The 13011-nt window shown below is 32.9% G+C and carries 16 protein-coding genes; 13 read left to right on the forward strand and 3 right to left on the reverse strand.

From position 1 onward, the window contains the following. The first annotated feature begins 4 nt into the window (after positions 1-4). The 8 genes from WKH56_RS07545 (at position 5) to WKH56_RS07580 (ending at position 6928) form a co-directional block, all read left to right on the forward strand. Complete coding sequence (locus WKH56_RS07545) at positions 5-469, forward strand: hypothetical protein (RefSeq protein ID WP_342835130.1); 465 nt, start codon at positions 5-7, stop codon at positions 467-469. Positions 470-506: 37 nt separating this feature from the next. Beyond that, entirely contained in the window at positions 507-1550 is a 1044-nt protein-coding gene (locus WKH56_RS07550; RefSeq protein WP_342835131.1) for a type IV pilus twitching motility protein PilT, read from the forward strand. Between the two features lie 157 nt (positions 1551-1707). Continuing rightward, positions 1708-2076, forward strand: a complete 369-nt coding sequence (locus WKH56_RS07555; protein ID WP_342835132.1) for a hypothetical protein — start codon at positions 1708-1710, stop codon at positions 2074-2076. A gap of 155 nt (positions 2077-2231) precedes the next feature. After that, positions 2232-2525 (forward strand): DUF5316 domain-containing protein, encoded by a 294-nt coding sequence (locus tag WKH56_RS07560; protein ID WP_316911428.1) that lies wholly within the window; start codon positions 2232-2234, stop codon positions 2523-2525. Positions 2526-2574: 49 nt separating this feature from the next. Then, positions 2575-2874, forward strand: a complete 300-nt coding sequence (locus tag WKH56_RS07565) for a hypothetical protein (protein WP_342835133.1) — start codon at positions 2575-2577, stop codon at positions 2872-2874. A 138-nt stretch (positions 2875-3012) separates the two neighbouring features. Continuing rightward, positions 3013-3192, forward strand: coding sequence for a hypothetical protein (locus tag WKH56_RS07570; RefSeq protein WP_342835134.1), 180 nt, complete (start codon positions 3013-3015; stop codon positions 3190-3192). Positions 3193-3501: 309 nt separating this feature from the next. After that, on the forward strand, positions 3502-5769 hold the full coding sequence (locus WKH56_RS07575) for an AAA family ATPase (protein WP_342835135.1): 2268 nt from the start codon (positions 3502-3504) through the stop codon (positions 5767-5769). After that, positions 5762-6928: a hypothetical protein gene (locus WKH56_RS07580; protein WP_342835136.1), complete on the forward strand. Its 1167-nt coding sequence runs from the start codon at positions 5762-5764 to the stop codon at positions 6926-6928. Before WKH56_RS07575 ends, WKH56_RS07580 begins: the two co-directional genes overlap by 8 nt. 79 nt (positions 6929-7007) lie before the next feature. Here WKH56_RS07580 and WKH56_RS07585 read toward each other — a convergent pair whose 3' ends face one another. Both WKH56_RS07585 and WKH56_RS07590 read right to left on the reverse strand, forming a co-directional pair. Then, positions 7008-7439 (reverse strand): CPBP family intramembrane glutamic endopeptidase, encoded by a 432-nt coding sequence (locus WKH56_RS07585; protein ID WP_342835137.1) that lies wholly within the window; start codon positions 7437-7439, stop codon positions 7008-7010. Between the two features lie 305 nt (positions 7440-7744). Then, a complete protein-coding gene (locus tag WKH56_RS07590) occupies positions 7745-8254 on the reverse strand; it encodes a hypothetical protein (RefSeq protein ID WP_342835138.1) in 510 nt (169 codons plus the stop codon). Between the two features lie 139 nt (positions 8255-8393). On the opposite strand from WKH56_RS07590, the gene WKH56_RS07595 reads away from it, so the two are divergent. The 5 genes from WKH56_RS07595 (at position 8394) to WKH56_RS07615 (ending at position 11827) form a co-directional block, all read left to right on the forward strand. After that, positions 8394-8786 (forward strand): hypothetical protein, encoded by a 393-nt coding sequence (locus WKH56_RS07595; protein WP_342835139.1) that lies wholly within the window; start codon positions 8394-8396, stop codon positions 8784-8786. 138 nt (positions 8787-8924) lie between these two features. Continuing rightward, complete coding sequence (locus WKH56_RS07600) at positions 8925-10214, forward strand: glutamine synthetase family protein (RefSeq protein ID WP_342835140.1); 1290 nt, start codon at positions 8925-8927, stop codon at positions 10212-10214. A 113-nt stretch (positions 10215-10327) separates the two neighbouring features. Further along, entirely contained in the window at positions 10328-10537 is a 210-nt protein-coding gene (locus WKH56_RS07605) for a hypothetical protein (RefSeq protein WP_316911420.1), read from the forward strand. A 4-nt stretch (positions 10538-10541) separates the two neighbouring features. Then, positions 10542-11177, forward strand: coding sequence for a ribonuclease HII (locus WKH56_RS07610; RefSeq protein ID WP_342835141.1), 636 nt, complete (start codon positions 10542-10544; stop codon positions 11175-11177). A gap of 227 nt (positions 11178-11404) precedes the next feature. Then, a complete protein-coding gene (locus tag WKH56_RS07615; protein WP_342835142.1) occupies positions 11405-11827 on the forward strand; it encodes a hypothetical protein in 423 nt (140 codons plus the stop codon). 110 nt (positions 11828-11937) lie between these two features. Here WKH56_RS07615 and WKH56_RS07620 read toward each other — a convergent pair whose 3' ends face one another. Next, the gene (locus WKH56_RS07620) at positions 11938-12930 is read right to left on the reverse strand and encodes a DUF3231 family protein (RefSeq protein ID WP_342835143.1); all 993 of its coding nucleotides are present in this window, start codon (positions 12928-12930) and stop codon (positions 11938-11940) included. Positions 12931-13011: the final 81 nt, after the last annotated feature.

Raw genomic sequence — 13011 nt, forward strand, 5'->3', positions numbered from 1 at the left:
GCATATGGAAAAAGCTATAGAACAATTACATATGTTAATGAATAATGTATTAGCAGATTTTAGTCATATTAATAAAAGAAAAATTGGTGTTTGGGTTAAAGAAGGCGAGTATCTGAACAGCAAGGTAGAAATTTCGTTTGAAGATAATTGTATTGATTATGAGATGTATATATATTTACATAAGGAAGAACAAGAAATATTGACTCCTCACGAAATGTATATCTTTCTACACGAAATGAGTCATATAGTAATTTTGGAAAAAATAAAGAATGAGCAAGGAATTAAAGCGGCTGAAATGTACTTAAATGAATATAAGGATGATATTAAAAATCTCGAGAAGAAAGCCAAGAAGGAAAATTGGGGCGACACTAAAATTCAAAAGGAATATGAGAATATAAAGTGTGAAAAACAAACGGATTCTCTTACGAAAACTTTATTTGAACGTTATGTTCGTATCGCTTCTGTATAAGAAGCGGTCTTTTTTTGGCCTTTTGGAGGTATATAATATGTCTGATCAACCTGTATTAGCAGAACCGAAGAATATGTTTGAGGAATTTCTAAAGACGATGATTGAAATTGATGCCAGTGACCTTCACTTAGTGCATAACAATCCTGTTACATTTAGGGTTCACAAGAAAATTATTAAAACACAAAAATTTATCAGAGGTAATGATATCTTTAAATTACTTATTGAATCTAAGGCTATTGATGATTACCAAATTAACAACTTCCACGAACTAAAGTCCGCTAACTTTGCTGTTACCTTCTCTGGTGTACGTTTTCGTGGCAACTTATCACAAGCAAGAGGAGAATACACATTAGTTATTCGCCGCTTAAGTGATAAAGCCATTCCTCTAGACAAGATTGGTTTACCGGAACAAGTAGTTGAAACAATTAAGCGTGATACAGGTCTTATTCTTGTTACGGGCCCTACTGGTAGCGGTAAGACAACCACGTTAACATCTCTAATTGACTATGTTAATAAAAATATGAGTGTCCATATTGCTACTGCAGAGGATCCAATTGAGTTTGTTCATAGGTCATCAGAAAACTCTATTATTACTCAACGCGAAGTTGGTTCCGATACGCCTAGCTTCTCAGCAGCTCTAAAAGACGTTTTAAGACGTGATCCTGACGTAATCCTTATTGGTGAGATGCGTGAGCTTGAGACAATAGAAAACGGGATTATAGCGAGTTCTACAGGGCATATCGTATTTTGCACATTGCATACTAATACTTGTGCAGACTCTATTGACCGTCTCGTAAGTGTATTCCCTGTAATGCAACAGCAAAATATTCGTTCGCAGCTATCTTCTAATATCCGTATGATTATTAACCAACGCTTAATTCCTAAAATTGGTGGTGGTGTTGTTCCGGCATATGAAGTGCTATTCCCTAACAAGGAAATTAGAAAAGCAATTAAAGAAGATCGAATTGAAGATATTGAAGAGTTAATGGAGAAATATAAAGGTGACGGAAATATTCTATTAAAGGATGCCGTTCAGGACCTAAAAGAGAAAGGATTAGTAGATACCAATACTGTCTACTAAAAAATGCTGTAAAACCAAAGTATTTAATTTTGCTTAAAAGATACTAAAAGGGGACTTAAATAGCTAGTCCCTTTTTTAGTGTCTTAATATAGTGTATGCTTATCTCAAAAAGATAGAACAATGAATAGTAGAATGTCCAAAGGAAAAGGTGACTAAAATGGTTCAGCAACAGCGGGTGTTACATTCGCCATTTAATATAGAAACTCATAAAAAAACATTTATTAATTATTTAGAAGTTATTATTTCAGTTGATGGAGAAATAATGTACGCAGTTCCTTCACACCAAGAAAAGTTAATCGCTATTGCTTGCCGGAAACTAGATATTAATAGACAAGCGTTAGCAGATCTTTGTCCACCACAATATTATGGCGACTATATGTATTGGCTATGTCAGGTAACAGATTGTGTCTCAGTGTGGAACGGTTTTACGGTAGGGAATGCTAATGTCAAACAAAAAGAGGCTTTAGAAGTATTACAAGCTGAAGGTTTATACAGCGGACCAATTAAGGTTAGCTCTAAAATATAATTATTTTTTACTACAAAAAACAGTAACCTAACTGCAGGTGCTGTTTTTATTTTGGTTTTAAATATAAATAAAGGAAATTAACTAGCAAATTTGTAATAAAATGAAACGAAACAGTCTACTCATTCGTAGTATATATTACAGAGAGGAGTGGTTCTATGAAATATGTATTGTATGGAACAGGCTTGGCTATATTAGGGATCATAGCAACTCTTATATTATGGGGTAACTTTGATAGAGCTTATTTAATGACAGGGAGCATAGGACTTGTTTGTATTGCTTGTTCAGCATTGGTATCTGGATCTTTTGCGAATGGAGATAAACTAAGAGCAAACTTCGCTTCGGATACACCAGAAACAAGAGATTTTAGATTCAAGACGTCTATTAATACATTATTACTTAGTCTACCTTGTTTTGCAGTAGCGGTTATCCTTTACTTTGTTACTTTATAAATAGATAGTAATACGGTTTTAAACGTCTTGTATAGAGAAGAGGATTAGAATGGAGCAATTATACTTAGCATTGAAACGAGAAAGGCTCATTTTAAGAGATCCAGTTAAGTACGGAGAGAAGGGGGAAGTTATTCTTCTTGAAGTAGATAGAAAAGGAGTAACCTCTACAGTATCTATAGAGACATTTAAAGAGCTTTTTAGCGATGTATTAGATAATCCAACCTATGAAGCTTTGTCAGGGGCTCATACGTTTTTTCTAGAAGGTAAGCAACATACAATGACCGCTAAAGAAATGGGATACCAAGAGTATTTTAATCAGTGGAAAGACAAAGGAATATTTAGTTATTAATACCTTAAAGATTTGCTTAGTTTAATGAAAATTAATGTGTTGCAGCAGAGTTCTTCATTAATTAAAAAATAAACAGTAAGTTTTAAATATAAATAAATGTTGAGTAATATGTTAGTAGTTTAAAAAGGGGGTGGAAGAATGAACAAACTAATGCCATTTATCTTTCTAATCGGTTTATATGCATATTCGTTTAAGACTAATAACATAACGGCCATACATACACCGGCATTTACTGTATTTGCATATGTAGCGGCTATAGCAATGTGTGCATCGTTTATCGTAAATATCAAGAAAACGAAAACAGCAAGCGTCAACTAAAATGTACGAGTGCTTAAAAACACCTACTATCTTGTCATATAGATAGTAGGTGTTTTTTTATGGTAAGTTGATCTTAATTTTTTCACATCTTCCACGCACCATATGAACAGTATAAATTTTACTATACATAATAAAATAAGTATTTACGAAAATTTATGGAAGGTATAAAGTAATTATTAGGTTGATATATGAACCTTTTTTCTCATATGGAGACACAGAATTAGGTACATAGTTTATGTACTATTAAATAAAAGCTCGTTTTTAACTACAGATGTATAGACAAAATAGAGCACTTAGGAGCGGAATGCTGTGGAGATTTGTTATTACTGGACGGATAGATTAGGTTATGAAAAACACAATAAAGGTTTTAACTTCGGTAGCGAATTAAAATTTTCTTATGACTATAATAATAAAAAGTTAACTGTTGAAGAAGATGACTTGTACATAAAAAACTTTTTTAATGTATATAGTGATGAACAAATTAGCAATGTAACAGCTGTAGTAGGCAGAAATGGTGTAGGTAAGAGCACATTTTTAGAAGAAGTTAAAAGTCTTTATGTTCAAGGTGGGATCCTTGCTAAAAAAGATGAGAAAAAAAAGTTATATGATCACAAAAAAATACTCGTAATAAAGAATAAAAATAACTATGAAGTAGTTCATCACAAAGATTTAATTTTAGGAAAGAAGAAATATTTAAAAGAATATATGCTTGAATATACTCCTTACGGAGATGACGAAAATTTCATTACCAAACAAGCAGATTTATTTTTAATTGAAAAACACCAATATCTTAAAGAAACTTTTTGCATTTATTTTTCGTATGCATTTGATAATAATTTCTATACCCAAAAAACCTCCACTGGTTCTAAATACTTTGATTTATCTACAAAAGGGATACTAAATGAGATGAATTATAAATTAATACGAAATGGAGATAGCTATTTTGACGTTGGACCTAGGGAGCCAAGGTACAGAATTGTTGAAGATGTCCATCTAGATGTAGGTCTTTTAAGAGAATATTATGTCCGTGAAAATAAAAAAAGAATCCAACTTTTAAACAGTGATATTGGTAGAGGTTTTATTACAAAACACAATTTTTTTCCTACTAAAGCTTACTTGAATTTAGACTACATCCTCCAAAGACAAGACAATTTCTTAAATGATAATGCTTTTAAAAATCCTTTGAGATCTGAAAGTAGAAATAGAATAAACGGGCTTGAAAAGGAATTTTATAGTTTTATTAACAGCATCCCTCTATCTAAATATAATAGACGTAATAAATTAGCTTTAGCTCAGCAGACTTACTTAAGAAGAATTTTAGATTCTTATTTTAAAGATGTTAATACATTAATTTTTCTTGACAGTTTCAAAGATTATAGAATGGGTACGAAGGCTTTAAGCGAATTCTCTAAACAAATTGAAAATAAGGATAGAAAACGTGCTAGTCTTGTTCTGGAAGATAATGCAAATCACATACTTTGGCTAATGGACAATTTCAAAGATGAGATAACAAGATTCGTAACAGTATTTTTAACAAATAACAAAGATAGAAATGAAAGTTTTGACGATAGTAAGCTTGCCGCTATGACAGAGAGTTACAAGGATTTTGTGATTTATTTTAATAAAACCTTTTTAGGGAACAACCCAGCTGTCCATATAAAAGAAGATACAACATACTTAAATTCTAGAAGAGTGGGTAGCGCAGAGGGTGCCTCGAGTGTAAGTGTAGGGATAGTAGAAATTGATTTAACCTCACAAGGACTTTCTTTACTTGCGGAATTTTTACATAAATACAGTTTGATAAAATCAGGTAGTGATTTTATAAAAATTGATTGGGATGGCCTTAGTACAGGAGAAGATGCATTGTTAGGAATGTTCTCGCGTTTCTTTGTTTTAGCAGAAAAATTCAAGGGTGAAAATTCTGAGGAAGATGGTAATGAAAGGTTAGTTATACTTCTAGATGAAATTGAACATTCTCTACATCCAGAATGGCAAAGAGGAATATTAAATAACCTAATAGAATTTTTACCAATTGTATTTGATACTGTTGAAACATTACAGATAATCTTAGCTACCAATGTCCCTTTTATAATTGCAGATATTCCTACAAGTAATATTATTTATCTGGAAAAAAACGAAGTTCAAACAGAAAAAGGCCACACGCAAATTGTAGACAAGCCTAGTCAAACGTTTGCCGCAAATATTCATAGCTTATTAATGAGCAATTTCTTTATGGATACTACTATTGGAAAGTTTTCAGAACAAAAGATAAAAAAAATAGTCAGTTATTTAAATGATAGTGTCACTTTTCCAGAGAATCAGAGTAACACAAGTTTAAAAGAAGAAAAACAATATTCACAAGAAGAGATTAGAAAAACAATAAAAATTATAGGTGAGCCTGTAATACGAACAAAGCTGGAATCCCTGTATATTAACAAGTTTCGGAAAGATACTGAAGAGAGTGTTACAAAGCAATTTTTATCAGGAATTGAATCTGATAATAACATTCCTGAGGATATTAAACTGCGTTTAAGAACTATGATCAACGATTTAGGTAAGGAACAAGATAATGATTAAAATTCAATTAGATGATCCAACAACTATTAAGAATAATCACTTAGCCCACTTTAAACCGATTGTCTTAACAAAATTGTATTACCAAATTATAAAAGCTAAACGAGAAAAGAATTATTCAATAATATGGATGCTTCATTATCTACACGCGAAAGTAGATGAGGTACTCGTTGGAGAAAGAAAAGAGTTAAAAGAAATTATTGCTCATATAGAAAAGTATTACTTTATCTCACCTAGTAAATTATCTAAAATTAAAAAAGATAGAGAATATGAAGTAGATGGAAAATTAGGAAGGAAAGCTGTTCAAGATGGATTGGGAAATTTCATTATTGAAAACTCCTTGTGCAAGCATTTGGATAATAAAGCATCTGAGTTAATTAAAACATTTAACAATGAGATGGATAACCTAAAAGAGAAGTGGAAGGTTCATAAAGAGGTATTGGAATATATATTTGACTACAATTCTTTTAGTAGTGCTAGTACAGGATGGTCAGCATATGAGTTAGCAGAGCGTTTAAATGTCAGTGTCTGTCCATATTGCAACCGATTGTTTACTACATTGATTAAAAAAGAAGGTAAAGAGGAAAATCAAACTAGACCTGACTTCGATCACTACTACCCAAAATCAAACTATCCGTATTTAGGTATATCTCTGTATAACCTAATTCCATCTTGCGGGGTATGTAATAGAAGTATGAAAGGAATAAAAGATTTCTATGTTTCTGAAGCGATTTATCCTTATGAAGAAGGGTTTTTGGATGTCGCTACATTTGGTACGGACCTTGACTATACCAGTGCTAATAGTTACCGATATTTAATGGGTCAATCTGTTAATTTTAACGTCACTTTTAAAATCAACACAGCAGACAAAGCACTTCATAATCGATTAGAAACTGCTATTAAAGCGTTTAGTTTAGAGGGTATTTACAATAGTCATAAAGATATTATTTTAGATATAATATGGATTAGTCGATTAAACACAGAAGATAGATTTAATGAACTCTTTAATAAGGTTGGTTATATGTTTAAAAGTAAAGAAGAATTTACAGAAAGATTTTTTATGAACTATATAACGCCTGAAAAACAAGGGAAAAGACCTCTTGCAAAACTTACGCAAGACATTAAGAAAGAACTTCATTTATCGTTTGACACCAGTGAATAAAAGAAACTAAATAACAAAAGACAACTTCTTTACACTACGTAAAGAAGTTGTCTTTTGTTTTGCGTTGGTTTAGTTTTTGTTAATTTCTTATGCTTAGTAATCTGTATTTAAACAAAAGTGTCATTACTACATTCATTATAAAATGCACGAAAAAAGGGGCTAATATGTTACCTGTCTCGACATATATATAACCAAAAACTAAGCTTGGAACTGAGATGTTTAACAGCATTATAGGCTTTTTAAAGTATTGAGTATGAAGTGCTAAGAATAATCCAGTTGTTATGACAATGGTAGCCCATTGATGTTCTATGAATATAGAAAGTGCATTTTGAATAATTCCTCTAAAAAGCAGTTCTTCAAATAATGCCGCTAGAAACATAAAGACAATAATGCCTAGTAATGAACCGTTCTGATAGCTTTTATTCGTTTCATCAATGTATCTAGAAGGAATAAAGACAGCTAAGACTATGCTAAACAGCACCAAGCCTGATGAAGCGGCTGCTACTTCCATTATCATTAGTGAAAAATTATTAAATGACAAGAACCTCTGTAGAGTAAACACATCAGAGGACACTAAAACAAAAATAACTGCGATACACATTAGGACAAAAGAAGAAAAGACCATAATAGCGTCCTTTGTTTTAAATTCCTTCTTTATGCTTTTGTTCTGAGTGTTGTTGTTGATGTGGTGCATATGTAGCCTTCTTTCTTGCTGACTTTCGTATATAGCGGTAAATCTAGAATGTTAAATTATATAGAACAAAACCTTATAACTCTTTTAATGCTAGTAACACACTATCCAAAAACAGCTTACCGTTATAATTTTAGATTTTTTAGTTCTTTAGCTAGCTTTGAGGGCTTAAACCCTTTTAGCTGCCTAAACTCCTTCATTTCTTCGGGACTTAAATACGAGAGGCGTATATAAAAGTAGTTAATATACTCAACAAGAGCAAAAATATAAATTATTGTATACCAAAACATCTCAGTACGGAGAGTAACAACCTGAATGATTAATAATATAGCTCCTATCATAAATAACAACAAATTGAGTTTCTTACATATATTAAAAACTCTTAATGTACTGTCAGGTAACTTACTAAATGAATTCTTACGTGCTTGCTTTAATTTAAGGTACCAATATAAGCTTCCCTGGAACAATACAAACTCTAATAAGACAAAAGCGTAAACAGAATAATACGATGTTAAAAAGGCGTTTATTTCACTTTTTCTCATTAGGAACATAATCCATATAGCAGCAAAAACAATAGTGGCACTCAGTTCACCAGTGAATAATCTATAATACTTCTTTTCAATGTTTTTTCGCATATGAAACATCTCTTATTTACAATTTTATACAAAATCTTAAGTTGTTTAAAGTGTTAATTACATTTTTGTGGAAAATAAATGCTCTAATTACTTTATAAACCGTTAAAAACCGCTATAAGGGTTAGCGGAGGTGAAGCATATGAGCTCTGATTACATACAAGAACTAACAACTCTATATGAGCAATATGAAGAAAGACGAACGGCTGCTAAGGCTAACCAAGACGAAGCAAAAGACTTAAAAAATTTAATGATGGAGATTATGAAAGATCGTGGTGTTGATTCCGCTATCGTGGCTGGATTAGATGAAGACGCTGTTGAACTTTGTATTAATGTCGTTGAAAGGGAAGTGTTAGATAAAAAGATTATTGCTGAGAAGTTAGGCATTAAATCAAATGAATTAAGCAAAATTGAAAAATGGGTGGAGTACACAAGAGACGGAAAAATAACTCCGGAAATGTTGGAAGATGCCAAATTCACTGAGGAAAGAGAGCAATTCTCTGCCAAAGCAGTGAGGGAAGATGAAGGGTTTTAATACTCTTCTTTTTTTTATTTGTTTTTATGTGAGATTTTCTCACATCACGAGAAGGAGAAATTTAAAATGCTGAAAATATATAGACATCGAAGTAATAAGTAAGAAATTTCACTTTATATTAAGGGAGAATGTATACCTATGACAACAAACCAAATTGCATTAGAAAAATTAAAAGAAGTAGATTTTATCCGTTTAGTATTCACTGACATTAACGGAAAACTAAAGAACGTTGAATTGTCTAAATCTCAACTTGATCGTGTATTAGAAGGCGAAGTAATGTTTGACGGTTCTTCTATTGATGGTTTCTCACGTATTGAAGAGAGTGATATGTATTTAGTGCCTGATTTAAACACAGTGCAAGTAATGCCGTGGAAACTAGAAGACGAAAAACGTGTTGCTCTAATCTTCTGTAATAGCCATACAACGGATAAAAAGCCATATGAAGGCGATCCACGTAATGTATTAATTCGCACACTAGAAAAAGCTAAAAAATTAGGATTTGAAGTAATGGTTGGTCCTGAACCAGAATTCTTTTTATTAAAACCAGATGGGACACCAAATGACCAAGGCGGTTACTTTGACTTATCACCAATTGATACAGCGGTTAATACGCGTCGTGACATCGTTCTTGCTCTTGAAGAGTTAGGCTTCACAGTAGAGGCTGCACACCACGAAGTAGCATTAGGACAGCACGAAGTTGACTTCAAGTATGATGAAGCGTTAAAAACAGCAGATAACATTCAAATGTTTAAATATGTTGTTAAAAACGTATCTAAGAAACACGGTTTGAATGCTACTTTTATGGCAAAACCAATTCAAGGTATTAACGGTTCAGGTATGCATTGCAACATCTCTCTATTTAAAGATGGCGAAAACGTATTTGCTGGTAAAGGCGAACACCTATCAGAAACAGCTCGTCACTTCATCGCAGGTATCTTAAACCACGCTCGTCAAATGGCAGCTATTACAAATCCAACAGTTAACTCATACAAACGTATTGTTCCAGGTTATGAAGCGCCTGTATATGTAGCTTGGTCTGGTAGTAACCGTAGCTGTATGGTTCGTATCCCTGCATCTGGTGGTAAAGCTACTCGTGTAGAAGTACGTAACCCAGATCCAATGGCTAACCCATACCTAGCACTAGCTGTGTTAATTGAAGCAGGTCTACGTGGTGTAGAAGAAAAAGCAGTAGCACCTAAAGAAGAAAAAACAAACTTATTCGCTCTAACTTTAAATCAAGTAAATGAAATGGGTGTAGAAACTCTTCCAAGTAACTTAAAAGAAGCGGTTGAAGAGTTAAAAGGTAGCAAGCTAGTAAAAGACGTATTAGGAAACCACTTATTTAATACGTTCATCAAGGAAAAAGAAGAAGAATGGGACGAGTTCCGTTTATCTATCTCTGAGTGGGAACGCAAAAGATATCAATAATACATAATTTCTAAAAGACCGCTATTGCGGTCTTTTTATTTTTTGTGTTGACTTGGTTATTTCAGGAAAAGCACAACTTTTTCTTAATGAATGAAAAGAGGAGGGGATGAAAAATGGATACTGTTATGGATGCTATTCTCCAGGTGGGATTAATCGTCGTATCTATTATAGGTATTGTGTTTTTACTTATAAGTACGTTTCTAATGTTCTTATTAACCGCAATGGCACTTAGGTTAAATAAGTTTCTAAAGAAGCAAAAAGCATTGCTTGATGTAGTCGGTAAGTTCTCTACATATACAAATTTGTTTAAAAAGAAAGGGTGATAAAATGAGTACGCTTCAAAAAGAGAATGAACTAAGAAAAAAAGGTCATCAGTATATAGCCTGTATTGATGAATGTGGCCGCGGTCCTTTTGCCGGTCCCGTAGTAGCTGCAGCCGCTATTATGCCTAAAGGGATTTCAATTAATCGCTTAACAGATTCAAAGAAAATGACAAAGGCAGCAATGAAAAAGCTGGCTCCTATTATTAAAGACATAGCCATTAGTTATTCTATTGGATACGCCACTGTAGAAGAAATCGATCAATTAAACATTAAACAAGCTACACGCTTAGCAATGAAACGAGCGGTTGAAGGGTTAAAAATCCTTCCAGACTACCTTCTGGTTGATGGAACAGAAATTATTGACGTAGAGATACCTCAAGAATCTGTTATCAAAGGAGATTTATACTGTCACGGCATTTCTGCAGCTTCGGTTATTGGGAAAGTGCACCGAGATGAATGGATGGCGGAACTTGATTTAGAGTATGGAGATATCTATAACTGGAAGAGCAATGCCGGATACATTAATAAAAAACACATTGATGCTTGTATTGAACACGGACTTACACCTCACCACCGTAAGTCTTGGTCTACATATAATGATGTAACAGAGAAAATAAAACAAAAGAATAACAATAATTAGGTAGCAATGCTACCTAATAAGAAATCGGTTAACTAAACCTCCTTGAAAAGGGAGGTTTTTCTATTGATAAATCTTTTCTTTTTACGATATCCTTTTGAAGAAATAAGCATTTATAAATTAACTTTTAACCGTTGCGACAAGCGCCATCATATATATAACCTAGATGGTATGATTAGTTTTGGTTTTAACCATCCTAACTGTATAGATTTTTTCGAAGGAGATTTTAAATGATTAATCAAATATTAAAGGTAATTACTAAAGGGCATAAAGAAGTTCCTCTATTTCATATAACATTCAGTTTTAAAAAGTATCAACAAACAGAAGGTAGAGAGTCTTGTGATCTGGAACTACATCCTTTGTTGTTAAATGATAAATTAGTTATTGAACGATTAAACGAGTTAATTGATTATATTCGTAAAGAATATGCCGAAAAAGTGTTTAACATTGTATTGGATTCCGGAAAGTCACCCCGTACATTCCCATTGCTATATGTGACTTTCAACTTGAAGAAGTACAAAGAATCCGGAGAAAAAGGTTCTTGTAACCTTTCTGTTCCTCCTCCTTTAAGTGGAGATAAACTAATTATTAATACAGCAAACGAAGTAGTAGATTATATCCGAAAAAATTACGATATGGAAAAGTTGGTCTGATAGAAATTAAGCGCCATTTACATAGGATTAGCTATACGAAACAGCAAACATCCCGTTTCTTTTTTCTCGAAGCGGGATGTTTTTTGTGCATTAACAATATATTCGTTGCCTTAATTAATTTTTGTTCGAGAGTCTGCCTGTGGAGGTTGTTCCATCCACTGCTTATCAACCATAACCTTTCCGATGCGACTAAAAGCCAAATAGCTATCTAATGCTGCTTTTTCGCAGTGAGCCGATATATCAAACCTCATACTCGATATAAGAGCGGCATTGAAGTAGGTTACAGCTACGCCAAATAGAAAGCCGGATTGCATAAGCATTAATTTATCTGAAAAGGGCGAAACAGTAGAATCTGTAACTTCTGTTTCTAAAGATTGGGGCACCTGAAGATTTTCTTTAGCTAATACAGCAGAGAACACGTTAATATGTTTGTTCTTGACATCAAGAGCTTTTTCCAATACTGAACGAGCCTTTGAATCTTGGGCAACCTGTGCAAATCCTAGTAGTAGTGCTTTAGAGATAAGCGTTTTATATAAATTAAAATAAATATTTCCGCTTTCAACTGAGTTTATAGGTCTATGTTTTCCGAATATGTCTGATACATAATTGTAATCTTTAATAATTGTGGATTTTTCAGGTGTTACGTATTCAGAAGGTCCTTTATAAAGTTGTTTTGAAATTAGAAGATCCTTTGCTTTCATAAACAAGTCCATTGCTTCCATATTGCATTGGTAATAAAACAATGTAATATCGTGACGTATAGAATTGGTATGTGAAAGGCTATATTCATTGCTTCCGTGCTGAATCATCATATATAGAGCTTTTAAACATAGTGTGTCTGTAAATAGGGGCGGTGCATCTAAGTTTACATCCTCTTTTGTAAATCCTTTAGGTAGTGGGAATTTTTCTTTTTCAAAGAACCCTTTTAACGTATTGATGTGTTTATAGGATATATCCAAAGCACTTTGGAAGAAGCTATGTATTTCAGGATCTTGTATAGTTCGTAACATATATTCATTAACACAAATTGATAAGGTCTCACGTTGCCAATGAGCCCATAGATTTGAAATCTCGGGAGCGGTTAGTCGAGTGTTCTGTTGCAAGTTTTTTTCCTCCGTATAACAATAATTTGTAGTTATATTCTCCTTAAATCCTATCTTTCATACTTTTACCATTATTAGAGC

The sequence above is a fragment of the Priestia sp. SB1 genome (genome assembly GCF_038898415.1).